This is a genomic window from Myxococcus sp. AB025B (genome assembly GCF_006518215.1).
In the GTDB taxonomy this organism is placed as follows: Bacteria; Myxococcota; Myxococcia; order Myxococcales; family Myxococcaceae; genus Myxococcus; species Myxococcus fulvus.
In genome coordinates, this window is the sequence record NZ_SRLW01000200.1 from 1 (window position 1) to 18,751 (window position 18,751).

Annotated in this window: 16 protein-coding genes; 12 read left to right on the top strand and 4 right to left on the bottom strand. The window is 70.8% G+C overall.

Annotated elements, in window-relative coordinates; genetic code table 11:
* The 12 genes from infB to purB form a co-directional block, all read left to right on the top strand.
* The coding region (infB, locus tag FL311_RS28305; RefSeq protein WP_228557134.1) for a translation initiation factor IF-2 at nucleotides 1–2,341 on the top strand (2,341 nt) is incomplete at its 5' end.
* A 111-nt stretch (nucleotides 2,342–2,452) separates the two neighbouring features.
* Entirely contained in the window at nucleotides 2,453–3,070 is a 618-nt protein-coding gene (locus tag FL311_RS28310) for a DUF503 domain-containing protein (RefSeq protein ID WP_141329850.1), read from the top strand.
* Nucleotides 3,067–3,426 carry a 30S ribosome-binding factor RbfA gene (gene rbfA, locus FL311_RS28315; protein WP_141329852.1) on the top strand — a complete coding sequence of 120 codons (360 nt, stop codon included), beginning with the start codon at nucleotides 3,067–3,069 and terminating at the stop codon, nucleotides 3,424–3,426. The genes FL311_RS28310 and rbfA overlap by 4 nt, the downstream gene beginning before the upstream one ends.
* Before the next feature lie 32 nt (nucleotides 3,427–3,458).
* Entirely contained in the window at nucleotides 3,459–4,331 is an 873-nt protein-coding gene (gene truB / locus FL311_RS28320; protein WP_141329854.1) for a tRNA pseudouridine(55) synthase TruB, read from the top strand.
* A 211-nt stretch (nucleotides 4,332–4,542) separates the two neighbouring features.
* The gene (gene rpsO, locus FL311_RS28325) at nucleotides 4,543–4,812 is read left to right on the top strand and encodes a 30S ribosomal protein S15 (RefSeq protein ID WP_044279503.1); all 270 of its coding nucleotides are present in this window, start codon (nucleotides 4,543–4,545) and stop codon (nucleotides 4,810–4,812) included.
* Nucleotides 4,813–5,186: 374 nt separating this feature from the next.
* Nucleotides 5,187–7,355: a polyribonucleotide nucleotidyltransferase gene (pnp, locus tag FL311_RS28330; protein ID WP_141329856.1), complete on the top strand. Its 2,169-nt coding sequence runs from the start codon at nucleotides 5,187–5,189 to the stop codon at nucleotides 7,353–7,355.
* Nucleotides 7,356–7,520: 165 nt separating this feature from the next.
* Entirely contained in the window at nucleotides 7,521–8,309 is a 789-nt protein-coding gene (locus FL311_RS28335; RefSeq protein ID WP_141329876.1) for a hypothetical protein, read from the top strand.
* Between the two features lie 9 nt (nucleotides 8,310–8,318).
* Complete coding sequence (locus tag FL311_RS28340; protein ID WP_141329858.1) at nucleotides 8,319–9,329, top strand: M23 family metallopeptidase; 1,011 nt, start codon at nucleotides 8,319–8,321, stop codon at nucleotides 9,327–9,329.
* A 121-nt stretch (nucleotides 9,330–9,450) separates the two neighbouring features.
* Complete coding sequence (gene dut / locus FL311_RS28345; protein WP_141329878.1) at nucleotides 9,451–9,906, top strand: dUTP diphosphatase; 456 nt, start codon at nucleotides 9,451–9,453, stop codon at nucleotides 9,904–9,906.
* Nucleotides 9,907–10,024: 118 nt separating this feature from the next.
* Entirely contained in the window at nucleotides 10,025–12,655 is a 2,631-nt protein-coding gene (locus FL311_RS28350) for a bifunctional serine/threonine-protein kinase/formylglycine-generating enzyme family protein (protein ID WP_141329860.1), read from the top strand.
* A complete protein-coding gene (locus FL311_RS28355) occupies nucleotides 12,652–13,596 on the top strand; it encodes an ABC transporter substrate-binding protein (RefSeq protein WP_141329862.1) in 945 nt (314 codons plus the stop codon). Before FL311_RS28350 ends, FL311_RS28355 begins: the two co-directional genes overlap by 4 nt.
* Nucleotides 13,593–14,906, top strand: a complete 1,314-nt coding sequence (gene purB / locus FL311_RS28360; RefSeq protein WP_141329864.1) for an adenylosuccinate lyase — start codon at nucleotides 13,593–13,595, stop codon at nucleotides 14,904–14,906. The genes FL311_RS28355 and purB overlap by 4 nt, the downstream gene beginning before the upstream one ends.
* Nucleotides 14,907–14,933: 27 nt before the next feature.
* Here purB and FL311_RS28365 read toward each other — a convergent pair whose 3' ends face one another.
* The 4 genes from FL311_RS28365 to FL311_RS28380 form a co-directional block, all read right to left on the bottom strand.
* Complete coding sequence (locus tag FL311_RS28365; RefSeq protein WP_141329866.1) at nucleotides 14,934–15,893, bottom strand: phosphoribosylaminoimidazolesuccinocarboxamide synthase; 960 nt, start codon at nucleotides 15,891–15,893, stop codon at nucleotides 14,934–14,936.
* Nucleotides 15,894–15,965: 72 nt separating this feature from the next.
* Entirely contained in the window at nucleotides 15,966–16,556 is a 591-nt protein-coding gene (locus FL311_RS28370) for a hypothetical protein (RefSeq protein ID WP_141329868.1), read from the bottom strand.
* 515 nt (nucleotides 16,557–17,071) lie between these two features.
* Nucleotides 17,072–17,344, bottom strand: coding sequence for a vegetative protein (locus FL311_RS28375; RefSeq protein ID WP_141329870.1), 273 nt, complete (start codon nucleotides 17,342–17,344; stop codon nucleotides 17,072–17,074).
* A gap of 147 nt (nucleotides 17,345–17,491) precedes the next feature.
* Nucleotides 17,492–18,730 carry a S1C family serine protease gene (locus FL311_RS28380; protein WP_141329872.1) on the bottom strand — a complete coding sequence of 413 codons (1,239 nt, stop codon included), beginning with the start codon at nucleotides 18,728–18,730 and terminating at the stop codon, nucleotides 17,492–17,494.
* Nucleotides 18,731–18,751 lie beyond the last annotated feature (21 nt).

Consider the following 18,751-nt stretch of genomic DNA (forward strand, 5'->3'; position numbering starts at 1 on the left):
GCGTCCGGGTGGTCCCGGCGGCCCGGGGGGGCGTCCGGGTGGCCCGGGGGGTCGTCCGAGCTATCCGTCGTACCAGGGCCAGGGCGCGCGTCCGGGCCAGGGTCCGGTGCGGCCCAGCACGTCTCCGTCCGCGCAGGCCTCGGCCGGCGGCACCGCCGCGCCGCAGGGGCCCACCATCATGGTGGGCGGTGTTCCCCACGCGCAGGTGACCCCCACGGGTGGCCAGGCGCGGCCCACGGCCACGCAGGCCGTCGTCATCTCGCGCCCGCTCATCCAGGTGCGGCGCGTGACGCCCACCGCGGGTCAGGCCAAGCAGTACCCCATGGCGCCGGGCCGCGCGGGCATCCCCGAGCGGCGTGAGTACAAGGTGGTCCCGGACCACCTGGGCCGTGGCCGCGAGCTGGTGGACGTCTCCAAGAACAAGGAGCGGGGCCAGCGCAAGCGCACCAGTGGCGATACGACCAGCGTGTCCAAGCAGGAACTGACGGACATGGTCTGGGGCCGCGTCACCATCCCCATCCGTGGCAAGAAGCGCAAGCCCACGAAGAAGGGCGCCAAGACGCAGATCACCCAGATGGCCGAGGAGAAGAAGGTCATCAAGCTGCAGGAGGGCATCTCGGTGTCCGACCTGGGCCAGCGCATGGGTGTGCGCACCGCGGAGATCATCAAGAAGCTGATGGGCCAGGGGAAGATGGCCACGGCGAACCAGATGGTGGACGCCGACACCGCCGAAATCCTCGCCACCGACTACGGGTGGAAGGTCGAGCGCGTGGGCTTCGAGGTGGAGGACTACCTGCCCGAGGTGGAGGCCCGTCCCGAGGACGAGCGTCCGCGCCCGCCGGTCGTCACCATCATGGGCCACGTCGACCACGGCAAGACGAGCCTCCTGGACGCCATCCGCAGCGCCAACGTGGCGTCGGGCGAGGCGGGCGGCATCACCCAGCACATCGGCGCGTACAGCATCACCACCGCGCGCGGTGACGTCACCTTCCTGGATACCCCGGGTCACGAGGCCTTCACGTCCATGCGCGCCCGCGGCGCCAACGTGACGGACATCGTGGTGCTGGTGGTGGCCGCCGACGACGGCGTGATGCCGCAGACGGTGGAGGCCATCAAGCACGCGAAGGCGGCCGAGGTGCCCATCGTCGTCGCCATCAACAAGATGGACGTGCCGGGCGCCAACCCGGACCGCGTGAAGAAGGACCTGGCCAACCACGAGCTCACCCCGGAAGAGTGGGGCGGCGACACCATCATGGTGCCCGTGTCGGCCAAGACGAAGCAGAACCTGGACCTGCTGCTGGAGAACCTGGCGCTGCAGGCCGAGGTCCTCGAGCTCACGTCCAACCCGAACCGTCCCTCGGTCGGCGCCATCATCGAGGCCAAGCTGGACCGCGGCCGTGGCCCGGTGGCCACGGTGCTGGTGCAGGAGGGCACGCTCAAGCTGGGTGACGCCGTCGTCACCGGCTCGCACTACGGCCGCGTCCGCGCGATGAACAACAGCCGCGGCGAGCAGGTGAAGGAAGTCAAGCCGGGCTACTGCGCGGAGGTCATCGGCCTGTCCGGTGTCCCCAGCGCGGGCGACGCCATCAACGTGGTGGCGGACGAGAAGGCGGCCAAGCAGATCGCCGAGCACCGCAACATGAAGGAGCGGCAGACCGAGCTGTCCAAGGTCAGCCGCGAGTCCCTGGAGCAGCTGTTCGCCAAGACGAAGGCGGGCGGTGGACCCAAGGAGCTGCGCGTCGTCATCAAGGCGGACGTGCAGGGCTCGGCGGAGGCCGTCAAGCAGGCCGTCCAGAAGCTGTCCACGCACAAGGTCAAGGTGGAGATCGTCCACACGGGCGTGGGCGCCATCACCGAGGGCGACGTGATGCGCGCGGCCGCCTCCAAGGGCGTGGTGCTCGGCTTCAACGTGCACCCGGAGTCCGGCGCGGAGGCCGCGGCCAAGGCGCAGGAAGTCACCCTGCAGAGCTACTCCATCATCTACGAGCTCATCGACGGGGTGCGCACGCAGATGGAGGGCCTGCTGGAGCCCATCCGCACGGAGAAGAAGCTGGGCCGCGCGGAGGTCCGCAACACCTTCAACGTCCCCCGCCTGGGCACCATCGCCGGCGCGGCGGTGCTGGATGGTGTGATGAAGCGCGGCGCCTTCGTGCGCCTCATGCGCGAGAACAAGCAGCTGTTCTCCGGAAAGATGGCGTCGCTGCGTCGCTTCAAGGACGACGTCAAGGAGGTCGCGCAGGGCTTCGAGTGCGGTATCGGCATCGAGAGCTTCAACGACCTCAAGGCCGGCGACATCATCGAGGCCTACGAGATCGAGGAGACCCGGCAGAGCCTCACCTAGTCGTCGCTCGACCGCGTCCTCTTCGCCTCCGGGAAGGCCCCACCTTCCCGGAATGGTTTCGCCCGGGAGACCTCGCGACTTCGCGGGGTCTTCCGAGGCCGGGGGATTGGCATGTTCGTGGGTGTCGCACGTCTGACCCTCCAGATTCCGGAGAGCGGCTCGCTGAAGTCGAAGCGGCAGGTGCTCCGCCGGGTGATGGACCGGGTGAAGGCCCGCTTCAACGTGGCCATGGCGGAGGTGGAGGACCAGGACCTCTGGCAGAAGGCCACGCTCGCTCTCTCGGTGGTGGGCAACGAGCGCCGCCACGTGGACGAGCAGCTCGAGAAGGTCATCCACTTCATCGAGGAGATGTACGTCGCCCCGCTGATGTCGCGGGAGACGGAGATACTCGCCTTCGGAGATCAGCTCTTCGCGGGAGGCCCTTCGCAGGCCTCCTCGCTCGGGGCGAAGTCCGCGCGGCAGGTGTTGGACGAGGAGGACGAGGCGCTGTCTCCGGAGGAGGCGGCGGCCGAGTCGGAGGCGGCGATTGCCCGCTTCCTCCGGGGTGAGCGGGCTTCGTTGGCGGAGGCCGAGGGGCTGGGAGATTGGGAGCGCCGTCATGACGGCGACAACGACGGTGGCCCCGGTACGGGCCGCCCGTCTCCGTCGGGCGGTGGACGGATGACGCTGGACGAGGCACGGGCTCGCGCCCGCGCCCTGCGCAACCCGCGAGACTGGGAGAAGAAATGACGACGCATTCCCGACCCGAGCGAGTGGGGCAGGAGATCCAGGCGGCGCTGGGGGCCTTGCTGGCCCGTGGCGAGCTGCGGGACCCCCGCATCGGCTTCATCACGATTACCGGCGTGAAGGTCTCCCCGGACCTGCGCGTGGCCCGTGTCTTCTATTCGATGATGGGCACGGCCGAGGAGCGCGCCGAGACGCAGAAGGGGCTGGAGGCGGCCAAGGGCTTCGTGCGCCGCGCCGTCACCGAGGCCGTCAACCTGCGGGTGTCGCCCGAGGTCTTCTTCTCCTTCGACGAGTCCGTCGGCGAGGGGGACAAGATCGACCGTCTGCTGCGCGAGGTCCGGAGCAAGGAAGGCTGGTAGTTCTGGCGCCAGCCCCACAATATTGAGCGGACATGGACGGCGTCCTCGTCATCGACAAGCCCACCGGCCCCACGTCCTTCGACGTGGTGCGACAGGTGCGCTCGCTGCTCAAGCTGAAGAAGGTGGGCCACACGGGGACCTTGGACCCCATGGCCACCGGGGTGCTGCCCCTGTGCCTGGGGGAGGCCACCAAGGTGGCGGGCTTCATCACCGAGGGCGACAAGGCCTACGACGCCACGGTGCGCCTGGGCGCGGAGACGGACACCCAGGACGCCGAAGGCCAGGTGACGGCCCGGGCGCCGGTGCCCGCGCTGACGCCCGCGCTGCTCGAGTCCGCGCTCGCGCGCTTCCGGGGGCCCTTCGAGCAGGTGCCGCCCATGTATTCGGCGGTGAAGGTGGCCGGCAAGCGCCTGTATGAACTGGCCCGCGCGGGCGAAGAGGTGGAGCGCGCCGCCCGCCAGGTGACGGTGTACGAGCTGGTGCTGCGCGACTTCTCCGCGGACCGGCTCCACCTGTCCGTGCGCTGCTCCAAGGGCTTCTTCGTGCGCACCCTGGCCTTCGACCTGGGCCGCGCGCTGGGCTGCGGGGCGCACCTGGAAGCGCTGCGTCGCACCTCCAGCGGGCCCTTCACGCTGGCGCGGGCGCTGCCCCTGACGGACGTGGCGTCCCTGGCGAAGGAGGGCCTCCTGGCCCCGCGGCTGGTGTCGCTCTCCGACGCGCTGGTGGACATGCCCGAGGTGCGGGTGAACGCGGACGAGGCGCGCCGCGTCTCCCACGGTGTCCCGGTGGAGGTCCCCGCCTCGCTCAAGCCCGGCCGCGTGCGGGTGATGGGACCGGACGGCGCGCTGCTCGCCGTGGCCGAGGGCGTGGGCGGGCGGCTGCGCTACCTGCGGGTGCTCGTCTAGGCGCCCCTTTGCGCCGGGTTGTGCGTCTTCTCACGCTCCCAGGCCTGGGGGGCGCACGGGCAGGCGTCCAAGGTTGACCCTGGGTAGGGCGAAGCTTATAAGCCCCCCGCTCGTTAGAAGCATGAGCATGAGACCCGGTCTGTACCCCTCCGCGGACCTGGGTGACTCAAGTGGTATCCACGCCGGAGCGGGACAGAAGGACGAGAATCACATGTCGCTGCATCAGGAGCGCAAGTCGGAGCTGGTGACGAAGTTCAGGACCCACGAGTCTGACACCGGGTCCCCCGAGGTGCAGGTGGCGCTGCTGTCCGAGCGCATCAACATGCTCACCGAGCACTTCAAGACGCACAAGAAGGACCACCACTCCCGCCGCGGTCTGCTGAAGCTGGTCGGTCAGCGTCGTCGGCTTCTGGACTACCTGAAGTCGAAGGACGTCACCCGGTACAAGAAGCTCATCGAGGGCCTCGGCATCCGCAAGTAGGCATCTCGGCAGCAAACGGGGCGCTGGTTCAACCAGCGCCCCGCGCGTTTGAGAAGGACGAAGCAGTTCGAGTCGCGGTGGGTGGTGGCGGGCGAGGGAGTGGTGCCGTCGGAGGTTTTGGTTTCCGTTCGGACCGGCTGACCTGGGGTGTGAGGTCGGCCGGTGCGATCAGGGATCAAAAGTTCCGGGACATCCCTCCGGCGCTCCGCAAGCGCCCTTCCGCAGTACAGGCTGGCGGTTGCCTGTCATGTGCCTTTTCGGGCCTTGGCGACCGCTCATACACCCCGAGGGCCCTCCCGGGGTGCCGGGTCCATTTGTCCTGGACCGGGTGCGTGCGGTGGGGTCCTCGCCCGAAGCAATACCGAGGCAAGGACATGTTGAAGAAGAGCGTCAAGATTGGCGAGAGCGAGCTGAGCATCGAGACGGGCCGTCTGGCCAAGCAGGCCGATGGCTCCGTGGTGGTCCGCTATGGCGACACCATGCTGCTCGTGACGGCGGTGAGCGCGCGGGAGAAGAAGGACATCGACTTCCTGCCGCTGACGGTGGAGTACCAGGAGAAGCTGTACTCGGCGGGTCGCATCCCCGGCAGCTACTTCAAGCGCGAGGGCCGGCTGACGGAGAAGGAGACGCTGGCCAGCCGCCTGGTGGACCGCTCCATGCGTCCGCTGTTCCCGGAAGGCTACGCGTACGAGACGCAGATCATCGCCAGCGTCATCTCCGCGGACCCGGAGAACGAGGGCGACGTGCACGGCATCACCGGCGCCTCCGCGGCGCTGTGGGTGTCCGACATCCCGTTCGACGGCCCCCTCGCGGGCATCCGCGTGGGCCGCGTGGGCGGTCAGCTGGTGGCCAACCCCACCGCGAAGCAGCGTGAGCAGAGCGACCTGGACCTGGTCATGGCGGTCAGCCGCAAGGCCATCGTCATGGTGGAGGGTGGCGCGGAGGAGGTGTCCGAGCCCGACATGGTCGCCGCGCTGGAGTTCGGCTTCCAGTCCGCCCAGCCCGCGCTGGACCTGCAGGACGAGCTGCGCCGCGCGCTCAACAAGCAGGTGCGCTCGTTCGACAAGCCGGCCTCCGTGGACGAGGCCCTGCGCGGCAAGGTGCGCGAGCTGTCGATGGACGGCATCAAGGCCGGCTACGCCATCAAGGAGAAGGGCGCGCGCTACGAGGCGCTCTCCAAGACGAAGAAGGAGACGCTCGCCAGGCTCAAGGAGCAGCTCGCGGAGGCCTACACGCCGCTGGTGGAGAAGCACGCCAAGCAGGTGGTGGAAGACCTCAAGTACGAGCACATGCGCGAGATGACGGTCAACGGTGGCCGCATCGGCGACCGTGGCCACGACGTGGTCCGCTCCATCACGTGCGAGGTGGGCGTGCTCCCGCGCACCCACGGCAGCGCGGTGTTCACCCGTGGCGAGACGCAGGCGCTCGTGGTGGCGACGCTGGGCACCAGCGAGGACGAGCAGCGCCTGGAGATGCTCGGAGGCATGTCCTTCAAGCGCTTCATGCTGCACTACAACTTCCCCCCGTTCAGCGTGAACGAGACCAAGCCGCTGCGCGGACCGGGCCGTCGTGAAATCGGCCACGGCGCGCTGGCGGAGCGCGCGCTGCGCAACATGGTGCCCAAGAGCGAGTCGTTCCCGTACACGGTGCGCCTCGTCTCCGACATCCTCGAGTCCAACGGCTCCTCCTCCATGGCCTCCGTGTGCGGTGGCACGCTGGCGCTGATGGACGCGGGCGTCCCCATCAAGTCGCCGGTGGCCGGCATCGCCATGGGCCTGGTGAAGGAGGGCGAGAAGATCGCCATCCTGTCCGACATCCTCGGTGACGAGGACCACCTGGGCGACATGGACTTCAAGGTGTGCGGCACCACCAAGGGCATCACCTCCATCCAGATGGACATCAAGATCACCGGCCTCACCACGGAGATCATGAGCCGCGCGCTGGAGCAGGCGCGTCAGGGCCGCCTCCACATCCTGGATGAGATGCTCAAGACGCTGGCGCAGCCGCGCAAGGAGATCAGCCAGTACGCTCCTCGCATCACGACCATCCAGATTCGTCCCGAGTTCATCAAGAACGTCATCGGGCCGGGCGGCAAGGTCATCAAGGACATCATCGCGCGCACCGGCGCGGCGATTAACATCGAGGACTCCGGTCGGGTGGACATCGCCAGCGCGAACGGTGAGGCCGTGAAGGCCGCCATCGCGATGATCCAGGCGCTGACCCGCGAGGCGGAGATCGGGAAGATCTACACGGGCACGGTGCGGAAGATCGCCGAGTTCGGCGCCTTCGTGGAGCTGTTCCCGGGCACCGACGGCCTCATCCACATCTCCGAGCTGTCCGACAAGCGCGTCAAGAGCGTCTCCGACGTGCTGAAGGAGGGCGACGAGGTGCTGGTGAAGGTCGTCAGCATCGACAAGACGGGCAAGATCCGCCTGTCGCGCAAGGAGGCGATGGCGGAGCGCGCGGCGGCCCAGCAGGGCGCGGCCGACGCGGTCGCCGCCCAGCCGTCTCCCGAGGCCACGCAGCCCAACGCCAAGGCGTGATGCCCCTGGGCACCCGGGCCCGCTCGTAGGGCCTCCGGGCAGCCTCGCACCCCCTTTCCGCCACTCGCGCGGGAGGGGGGTGTTTTCGTTTCCGGGGAGACTGGCTTAGACCTGGACGGGGGGCGCGTGCGTTGGAGGTGCGAGCCCCGCTTCCCGGAGGCCCTGTTGCCGCCTGCTCCACCGCCCAGCTCCACTGGATTCGTCACCGACGTCTCGCGCCTGCTGGGCGCCTTCCGGTGGGCCTTCATGCCGCTGGGGCTGCTCGCGCTCGTCGCGGTGGGCGTGCACGCGGCGGCGGACACGTTGGATGACCGGCTCCTGTCGCTGGTGGACCGCGCGGACGCGGCCTTCGACGGGGTGGTGGGCCGCTACGATTTGACGGCGCCCATGGTGGAGTGGGTGTCGCTGGAGCTGCGCACCGAGATTGCGCGGGCCCTGGCCCTCGTGTGGGAGCTGGCCGCGGACCTGGTCCTGGCGCTGCCCGCGCTGGGCTACCGCGAGGCGGCGGCCGCCAGGCCCGCGGAGGCGTGGCGCGTGGCGCTGGAGGGAACGCAGACCCAGCCCTCGTGGCGCGCGTTGTGGCGGCGGTGCCTGCGTCAGCCCACGCCCATGCGGTGGCTCCGGCCCCTGTCCACGGCGGCGGTGGTGGTGGCGGGCGCGTGCACGGTGGCGCGGCTCCTCCAGGGCACGGTGTACCTCTCCTGGCGCGAGCTGATGGGAGACCGCGTGGCGGACGGGGGCGCGCGCGGACTGGCGCTCGTGGTGCTCGTGGGCGTGCTGGCCACGCTGGGCTGGCGCGCGGTGCTGCGAAACCTCCAGCACGCGGACGAGGCCTGCGCGGGCGTGTCCGGACGCAAGGCCTTCACCCGCGGCCTGCTCGGGTGCGCGGTGGTGGCGCCGCTGGCGGTGGCCGCGGTGCTGGACGCCTCTCCACTGCTGTCCTTCCTTCGCTAGGGGCCCGACATGTTTGCGCGCCAGGCCCGAGGACTGCTGGACTTCTTGATGGCGGTGCTGTGCGTGTGGACGGCGTACCACCACACGCCCGCGGGCGCGCTCGTGCGCAAGGCCTCCGCGTGGGCCTTCTCCACGAAGAGCACCGCCCGCCCGCTGCTCGCGTACTACGACGGCGTGACGGGCACCTCGCTGGCGGCGCCTGTGCTCGCGCCCGAAGTCTCCATCGTGCGTCCGCTGACGGACGCCGAGGCCCTGGCGTGGGGCACGCACCTGGCGCTCAAGGGCCTGGATGCGCGGGCGCGCGAGCCCTCCTTGGCGCTGGCCCAGGAGCTGGGCATCCCGATGGCGACGCTGCTGGACCCGGTGGAGGGCCCTCGCGTCGCGCGCAGGCTGCACGCGGCGCTGGCGGGGGACTTCCCCCAGGAGGAGGCGCGGCTGGCCGCCCTCTTCGTCGGCCGCGTCCCCGCCCGCTACGCCGTGGAGCGCGTGGCGGCGGAGGGGAGCGCTCCGACGCTGGAGGCGCTGAACCGTCAGCTGCCGCCGGGCTTCGAGGGCGCGTCCGTCGGCGCGGCGCAGGCGCTCGCCTTGTCCACGACGTTCGGCCTGGGCTGGCCCGTGTACGAGAGCGCCCGCGTGACGAGCCCCTTCGGCGAGCGCCACCACCCGGTGCTGGGCACCCGGAAGCTGCACACGGGCGTGGACCTGGGCGTGCCCGTCGGCACGGAGGTCTCCGCGGTGGCCGAGGCCGTGGTTCGGCGCGCGAGCGAGGACGCGGTGAACGGCCGCGTGCTCGTCCTGGACCACGGGCGCGGGGTGACGACCGCGTACTGCCACAACTCGGAGCTGCTGGTGCGGGTGGGCGAGAAGGTGACGCGGGGGCAGCTCATCGCCCGCTCCGGCAACACCGGGCGCTCCACCGGACCTCATCTGCACTATCAGCTGGAGCTGGCCTCCCGGCCCATGGACCCGCTCAAGTTCCGCGCCACGGTGCGCGCCATGTCCCAGGACACCGCGCCCTGAGCGCGTCCGGGCCGGGCTTCCGGACCTGGAAGCCTGCCCGAGCCTGTCGTCTCTTCCGGGGACAACCCGTGACGTCGGCGCGGGAACTGGAGACGGGGCAGGCGTGTGGTACATCCACGCCATGGCCTCGCCCTTGATTGTGCAGGTGCGCCGTGTGCGGGCGCATCCGGAGCCCTTGCCGCTTCCCCGCTACGAGACGGAGCTCGCCGCCGGGCTGGACCTGCGCGCCGACATCGACGGGGAGCGGGTGCTCCGGCCCCTGGAGCGGATGGCGGTGCCCACGGGGCTCGCGCTGGGGTTGCCCCCGGGCTACGAGGGGCAGGTGCGGCCCCGCTCCGGGCTGGCGCTGCGCCACGGGGTGACGCTGCTCAACGCGCCCGGGACGGTGGACGCGGACTACCGGGGGGAGGTGCAGGTCCTGCTGGTCAACCTCTCCAGCGAGCCCTTCACCCTGCGTCGGGGCGACCGGGTGGCCCAGCTGGTGGTGGCGCCGGTGACCTCCGTCGGCCTGTCGGAAGTCGAGGTCCTCGACGCGACGGCGCGGGGGGGGAATGGTTTCGGCTCCACCGGCCGCTAGGCCGTTCGTCGGAAGGCCCGGCATCGTTCCTTGATGACAGGGGAGCGTGCAGAATAAGAGGCCTGGACCGCGTCCCCGCCTGCGGTCCCCCTCGACCGGCCCCTGGAGTCCGACTGCTTTGCTCTGCTACCGCTGCGGCAGCCACGTCCCCGAGACGACCGACACCTGTCCCACCTGCGGGATGAAGTACGACGCGACCGCTCGCCAGGCGGCCGGCGTCGCTCGCAAGCGTGGATTGGAAGGCGCCCCCTACAAGCCGGGGGACGTCCTCGCCGGCCGCTACGCCATCCAGGAGGTGGTGGGCTCCGGCCCCATGGGCTTCGTCTTCCGCGCGCAGGACCAGGAGATCGACGTCGAGGTCGCCCTGAAGACGGTGCACCCGCGCCTGGTCCAGCAGCCCGAGGAGCGCACCCAGTTCTCGTTCTCCATGCGGGTGGGCAAGAAGCTCAACCACCCGAACCTGCTGCGCGTCTACGAAGAGGGGCTCGACGGCGAGCGGCCCTTCTTCACCATGCAGCTCCTGGAGGGCATGACGCTGCGGCGGATGGTGGAGCAGCGCGCCTCGCGCGGGCAGCTCTTCTCGCTCAAGGACGTGGAGCCGCTGCTGGCGCAGATGGCGGCGGCGCTCGACGCGGCCCACCGCTTCGGCCCGCACTCCGACCTCAAGCCCGAGAACGTCATCGTCCTGCCGGACCTGCTGAAGGTGACGGACTACGGCCTGGGGCTCGCCGTGCCGCAGCTGCCCTTCGTCCAGGCGCAGAAGAGCCACCGCGCGGAGGTCTACATCGCTCCGGAGTACGTCGCGGGCGGTGAGCTGGACACGCGCATGGACGTGTACTCGCTGGGCGTCATCATGGGCGAGATGCTCACCGGCCTGGTCCCCACCGAGGGCGTGGTGCCGGGGCTGACGTCGCTGCACCCGGACCTGCCCACGTCCTTCGAGGCGCTCTACCGCCGCGCGCTCAACATCAATCCGCTGGCGCGGCCGAAGTCGGCCGGCGAGCTGCACGCCGAGTTCGCCAGCATCCTCTCGCGCTCCCCGCCCGCCGTCGTCACGCGCGTGCGTGGCGTGCCTCCGCCCTCGGGCTCCGCGCAGGCCGCGGCCATCCGCATGTCGGCCCGGCCTCCGCCACCGGTGCCCACGGGCATGATGCCGGCGGCCACGGGCAGCGTGAGCATCCCGCCCCGGGCCACGTCGCACGAGGAGGAGCCGCCTCCGCCGGACGCCACCCAGCCGCTCGACGCCGCGACGCTGGCCGCCATCATCGGCGCCAACCCCACCGCGTCCCATCAGCACCTCACCGAGCAGGCGCTGCCGTTCATCACCGCGTCCGCGGCGAAGGCCGCCACGGAGTCCGCGCGCGCCGAGCCTCCCGCGGGTGCCCGGGGCTCGCCGGAGTCCATCATCTTCGCGCGCTCCCCGGCCGCGGAGCCGGCCCCCGTCGCGGGTTCGCGAGGCGCGTCGGAGCCGGTCATCTTCGCGCGCTCGTCCGCCGCGGAGCCCTCGGCTCCGGCGGGGGCCCGGGGCTCGCCAGAGTCCATCATCTTCGCGCGCTCCCCGGCCGCGGAGCCCTCGCAGCCGGGGCGCTCGGAGCCCTCCGCGCGTCCGGCGCCACGGGGCTCGGGGCAGGTCGCCTCGGCCCAGCCCCGCTCGTCGCAGAAGGCGCAGTCGTCTGGGGAGGGGAGTGAGCCCGGGCCCTCCGACTCGGGGCCTCGCTCCGCGCCCTCCGGTGGAGGCAGGCCGCTGGCTCGCACGCTCGACGCGGCGCCCGCGGTGCCCGTGCCGAGCATCCGGACGGCGCGCACGTTGGAGACCACACCGGCGATGTCCGGTGCGCGCACCGCGCCGCGCTCCCTCGATGGCTCACCGTCGATGTCGGGCGCTCGCACGATGGATTCGCCCGTCGTCTCGGGAGCACGCATCGCGCCCACCCAGCGCGCCACCCGGCCCCGGAAGTCCGCGGCCGCGCGGCGTCGCTCGATGTTCGTCTGGATGGCGGTACTGATTGTCGGCGGCCTCGCGCTGGGCGGCGGAGGTGGGTTCCTGTTCCTGCGCTACTGGGAGGCGCGCCAGGCCGCGAAGGCGAAGGTGCCGGTCCCGAAGGAACTCGCGACAGGGAGCCCGGCCTCCGACCTGGACGCTCCTCCCGTCGTCGCGCTCGCGGACAAGTGTCCCACGGAGATGCGCCTGGTGAGCGGCGGGGCCCTGCGGCGCGGGCGGGCCAAGGACGACGAACTGGCGAAGGTGGACGAGCCTCCCCTGGAGAGCGTCCAGCTCGCCTCCTTCTGCATCGATGAGTTCGAGCACCCGAACAAGCGAGGCGCGAGCCCCACGGTGAACGTCACCTGGGAGAAGGCCCGGTCGCTGTGTGAGGCCGCGAACAAGCGCCTGTGCACCGAAGACGAGTGGGAGAAGGCCTGCAAGGGACCGGGCCACGCGCGCTTTCCGCACGGCAACGATTACGTTCCAGGCAAGTGCAATTCCAAGGTCAATCGAGCCGAGTCGGAGGCGGCGCTCGCCCCCTCCGGGACGTATCCGGGCTGTGTGTCGGGCTACGGGGTGATGGACCTCTCCGGCAACGCGGCCGAGTGGACCGAGGCCCGAATCGAGCACAAGGGGGCCGTCCAGCGAGGCGGTGCCTTCAGCGAGCACTACTCGGAGTCGCGCTGCAGCGCGCGCGCCTTCGGCCCTCCCGAGAAGGCCTCCGCCACGGTGGGCTTCCGCTGCTGCACGAGCACGCAGCCATGAGCCGCCTGGCCCTCGCGCTCCTGCTCTGTCTGGCGCCCGCGCTGGCCTGGGCCCAGAAGGGCGGCCGTCCGCAGGTGGTGGCGGTGAAGTCCGCCAACCTGGCGCCCTACACCTCGCTGCTCGCGGGCTTCTCCGCGGAGGCGCGCGCCGAGGTCCAGGAGATGACGCTCGACGAGAGCCCGGGCGCGGCCGCGCGCATCTTCAAGAAGCTGGCGGCGCAGAAGCCGGCGCTCATCCTGGCGCTGGGCCCGCTGGCCGCCAACGCCGCCCGCCGCTCGCTGGGCGAGGACGTGCCCGTCCTCTTCGCCATGGTGCCGTACTACGAGAAGTACGGCCTGGAGGGCCCCAACGTCACCGGCATCTCGCTCACCAGTGACCTGGGGCCTGAGCTGGAGGGGCTGCTCGCGGTGGCGCCCAAGGCCAAGCGCGTGGGCATGGTGCACGACCCTCGCTTCTCCGCGAGCACGGTGGCGCTGGCGCAGGCCGCCGCCGCCGCGCGGGGGCTGTCCATCCTCGCGCTGGAGGTGGACTCGCCGGGCAAGGTGGCGAAAACGCTCGAGGGCGCCGCGGGCCGCGTCGACGCGATGCTGATGGTGGCCGACAAGACGGTGGGCAACGCGGCCGTGGTGCAGGAGCTCATCGCCTTCGCGCACGCGAAGCGGCTGCCGCTCGTCGCGCTCACGCCCAGCCAGGTGAAGGAGGGCGCCACGCTGGCCCTGTCCCCCAGCCCGCTGACCATCGGTCTGCAGGCGGGCCGGCTGGCCAACCGCATCATCCACGAGAAGGTCGACCCGGGAGCGCTGGCGGTGGCGCAGCCCGAGGGGTTGGACCTGTCCGTCAACCTCACCACCGCCAGGAAGTTGGGTCCGTCCTCCGAGTCCGTACTGGAGCTGCTCCGGTTCGCGGCGCGGAAGGACTTTGCCGTGAAGGTCTACGAGTGATTCCGCGATACAGCCGACAGGAGATGTCCAACCTCTGGTCCGACGTGGCCCGCTACCGCCGCTGGCGGGACGTGGAGCTCGCCGCGCTGGAGGGGATGGTGGAGGCGGGGCTGGCCCCTCGCGAGGCGCTGGAGGACTGCGTCGCGCGCGCCGGGGACTTCACCCCCGAGGACGCCGCGCGCATCGAGGACATCGAGCGCACGACCAAGCACGACGTCATCGCCTTCCTCACCTTCATGGAGGAGCGGGTGGGGCCCAGCGCGCGCTGGCTGCACCTGGGCATGACGTCCTCGGACGTGCTGGACACGGCGCTCGCGCTGACGCTGCGCGACGCGGTGGACCTCATCCTCCAGGACCTGGAGCGGGTGAGGGCGGCGGTGGAGAAGCGCGCCTTCGAGCACAAGCACACGCTGCAGATGGGCCGCAGCCACGGCATCCACGCGGAGCCGGTAACGTTCGGCCACAAGCTGGCCATCTGGTACGACGAGCTGGGCCGCGCGCGCACGCGCCTGCTCCACGCGCGTGAGAGCATCGCCGTGGGGAAAATTTCCGGCGCGGTGGGCACCTTCGCGCACCTGCCTCCGGCCGTGGAGGAGCGCGTCTGCGCGAAGCTGGGCCTGAAGTTCGCGCCCGCCTCCAGCCAGGTGGTGCAGCGGGACCGGCACGCGGAGTTCTTCACGGCGCTGGCGCTCCTGGGCGCGAGCATCGAGAAGTTCGCGGTGGAGATCCGCCACCTGCAGCGCACCGAGGTGCGCGAGGCGGAGGAGCCCTTCACCGCCGGGCAGAAGGGCTCCAGCGCGATGCCGCACAAGCGCAACCCCATCCTCTCGGAGAACCTCACGGGCCTGGCGCGCCTGCTCCGCGGCTACGCGGTGAGCGCCATGGAGGACGTGGCGCTGTGGCACGAGCGCGACATCTCGCACTCGTCCGTGGAGCGCGTCATCGGCCCGGACGCCACCATCCTCGCGGACTTCATGCTGGTGCGCTTCGCGCGGCTGATGGAGGACCTGCGCGTCTACCCCGAGCAGATGAAGAAGAACCTGGAGCTGCTCGGCGGCGTGGTGAACTCGCAGCGGCTGCTCCTGGAGCTGGCGCGCAAGGGCATGGACCGACAGGCCGCCTACGTCATCGTCCAGCGCAACGCGATGAAGCTCTACGAGCAGGGCGTGGACTTCCGGCAGGCGCTGCTCGCGGACGCGGACCTGCTCAAGATGATGACGCCCGAGGAGATCAACGACTGCTTCTCCCCGGGCTACCACACGCGGCACATGGACGACATCTTCCGCCGCGTCTTCGGCCGGAGCGAGTAGGTCGCTCCCGGCCGCGCGCTGGAGGGGCTACTTGAGGTAGCCCTTCTGGCGCAGGTTCCGCTCGATGCGCTCGTGCACGTTGCCCGGCTCGAGCGTCAGCGACGTGCCGGTGATCTGCTCGAAGGCGGCCACGTACTTGGTGGCCAGCTCCACGCGGACATCATCGGGGATGGGCGGCGGCGTGCCCTGGCCGGAGAAGCCGCGCTCGCGGATGAGCCACTGGCGGATGTTTTCCTTGTCCAGCATGCGCTGGTCCTCGCCCCTGGCGAAGCGGGCCTCGTACTCGTCCGCCACCCAGTAGCGGCTGGAGTCCGGGGTGTGCATCTCGTCGATGACGAAGATGTCGTCGCCCACCTTGCCGAACTCGTACTTGGTATCGACGAGGATGAGGCCCCGAGTGCGCGCCCACTTCTGGCCCTCCTGGAACAGGCCCCGCGCCGCCTCGGTGATTCGCGCCCAGTCACGGGGGCTGGCGAGCCCGCGCGCCAGGAGCTCCTGCTCGGAGATGGGCTCGTCGTGCTGGCCGTACTCGGCCTTGGTGGACGGGGTGATGATGGGCGTGGGGAAGGCCTCGTCCTTGCGCAGGCCCGAGGGGAAGGGCAGCCCGTAGGCGGTGTGCGTGCCCTTCTCGTAGTCGCGCCACAGGCTGCCGGTGAGGTAGCCGCGAATCACCACCTCCACCGTGAAGGGCGTGCAGGCGCGCGCCACGGTGACGTTGGCGTCCGGCACGTCCAGCACGTGGTTGGGGCAGATGTGCCTGGTGCGCTCGAACCAGAAGGCCGCGAGCCGGTTGAGCACCTCGCCCTTGAAGGGGATGGTGGTGAGCACGTGGTCGAACGCGGAGAGCCGGTCCGTCGTCACCAGGACCAGGCTGTCGCCCTGCCGGTACGTGTCACGGACCTTGCCGCGGTAGTGCTGGCCGAGCGCCGGCAGATCCACCTGCCGGAGCGTGAGGGGAAGCTGAGCGTGAAGTGCGGAGGTATTCAAAGGCGCCTCGCGGCCCGCCCCTCGGGAAGGTGAAGTCCAGCAGGGAGAGGGGGCTGCTTCGGGCGCGGGACTCTACTGGAGCGCGGCCGGCATGGAAGCAGGACCGTAGGCCGCCGCCAGGTAGAGGAAGGCCGGGTTGATGCGCAGGATGCCGTCCACGTAGGCGACCGCGTAGGGCGCTCCGGACGCGCGGTCCACCTGCACCGCACTCTCGGGCTGGATGCCCCAGTGCGCGAGCAGCGTGCGGGCCACCAGCTCCGCCGCCTCCCGCTCGGACAGCCCCTGCAGGCTCTCTCGGCGGTCTTCCGGCCAACGCTCGCCCGCCCGGGCCTCCAGCACCAGCTGCAGCCCCTTGCCCGCGTCCGGCGCCTGGAACAGGTCCATGCGCGCGTCGAAGCCCGGAGCCGCGAGCAGCTCGCCATCCTGGCTGATGGGGAAGAGCACCAGCGCCTGCGCCGCCTGCCCGGCCTCCAGGTCCGACTGCCTCGCCACCTCGCGGAACATCTCCAGGCGCGTGGCGGGGGACTCGAACTCCATGAACTCGGGCGGATGCGTCAGCGCCTGACGGACGCTCATCGTCGCGCGCGCGGGTGTCCCCGCACCGCCACAAGCGGTGAGGACCGAGACGAGCGAGAGGAGCAACCCAGGGAGCCAGCGACGCATACGGGCGGGAATATACCGATCTGCTTCAGGATCAACCAGCGAAACTCGGCGGCATGCGTCCAAGGGAGCATCTCTCCGGTGTCGTGCTCCCAACGTGCTCGCGAGGGAATCTTCCCGCCTCGTTTTCCGAGGACGGGTCACTGCCGCCCCGCCCGCACCGCGGAGCCACTCCACCGTCCGCCACGACACGATGTGGGCGCTGGGCGCCCGCCGTCAGGGCGTCGTCGCCGCACACACCTCGAGAGGCGGGGGTGCGAGGCCGGACACCACCGGGCGCACCCGGGTGACGCGGCGCATGTGGACCTCACGACACCGGGCGCCTGGCGCGCGCGGACGGGAGTCCGAGGTGTCCGGCGGAAGCCTCTTCGGGATGCTGTGTGGGATTCGCCGCGGCGGGCCCGGTGCGAGGCGGAGCGGAACTCACGTCCTTCCAGCACGACGAGGCCGCGGTGGCGCGGGGGACTGCTCCCTGCATGAGAGGGAGACACGCGCCCCCGGCGCCGGATGCGGACGACTTACGCCGCGTCCTTCTTGAACGTCTCGCCGTGGTGCTTCTCGCACAGGCCGGCCTTGAACGTCTTGATCCGGCACTCCGGCTTGGAGCAGGTGCGGTAGCGCGAGTGGGGCAGCTCGCCCTGGCGCCACTGCTTGAAGTGGAAGAAGCAGTAGTTCTTGGCGCGGTAGGGGCGCTTGCAGCCCTCGATGGTGCACGCCTTCTTGCCGCCGCCCTTCGCGGTGCGCGGCCAGTGGGTGAGCTTCTTCTGGGTCGTCGGGGTGGCCTCGGCCATTGTGGAACTCTCCTGCGAAACGATGCGAGAACCGCGGCGCCACACGGGGTGGACCCGCCGCCGGGTACGAAAAAGGCGCACTGTCTAGCGCCCATGCCACCCGAACGCAAGGACACGCGGGAAGACCCGTGTGGGCTCGGGGCGGCCTCAGGGCGCCGGAGCGCCGTCTTCGGAACCCCAGCCCTCCGGCTCGACTTCCGGCGCCGCTGGCGGCTGCACCTTCTTCCGGGGCACGGGCGACAGCAGGTCGTCCAGCACGGACTGGGCCCCGGCGGGCCGGCGTCCCTGACGGTGGGCGGCCAGCGCGGTGGCGGGCTGCTCGGTCGGCATCTCCTCCAGCTTCACCTTGAGGGACAGGGGCTTGCCCAGCCGGTTGACGCGCAGCCGCACGTCATGGCCCACGCCCCGGGCCGCCACCTGCCAGCGCAGCGTGTGCGCGCGCTTCACGCGCCGGGTGTCCAACCCGACGATGACATCCCCGCTGTGCAGGCCGGCGCGCTCGCCCGGGCCGCCCTCCACCACCTCCGTCACCACCACGCCCGGGCCCTGGCGGAGGTTGAACTCCTCGGCCACCTCCGGCGAGAAGTCCTGCACGCTGATGCCCAGCCAGCCCCGGCGCACGCGCCCGTGGGCCTTGAGCTGCGGAATCACCGTCTTCGCGATGTCGATGGGGATGGCGAAGCCGATGCCCTGGCCCGCGACGTTCACCGCGTTGGCTACCGCCACCACGTCGCCGTGCAGGTCCAGCACGGGCCCGCCCGAGTTGCCCGGGTTGATGGAGGCGTCCATCTGCATGTAGTCGAAGTCGCCGTCGCGCCCGTTGGGCGTCACGTCCGTGCGGCCCATGTAGCTGACCACGCCCACCGTCACCGAGTGCGACAGGCCGAACGGATTGCCGATGACGACAATCCAGTCCGCCGAGCGCACGTGCGACGCGGAGGCGAGCTTGAGCACCGGCAGCCGGCGCGGCGCCTCGATCTTCAAGAGCGCGCAGTCGGTGCGGTTGTCCTCGCCCACCACCCGGGCCAGGTACTCCTCCGCGTAGCCGCGCGGGTGCATCACGGAGACCATGACCTCGGAGGCGCCCTCCACCACGTGCGCGCTGGTGAGGATGTAGCCGTCCGCGTGGATGATGAAGCCCGAGCCGATGCCCTTCTGGGGCTCCTCGCCCGCGGGCGTCTCGTCACTGAGCTGCCGCGTGGTGATGGAGACCACCGAGGGCATGGCCCGTCGGGCCACCTCGCTCAGGGTGGCTCGCTGGTTGTTCAGCGAACGATTCTGGGCCTCGAGCCACAGCCGGCCGCGACCGGCGGCCTCCGCCGGTGTGGCCAGCGCGCACACGAGCGCGCCAAGAATGACGAATCTGTTGAAAGGAGCCCCGTTCATGCCCCACCTCCGCCCCGACGC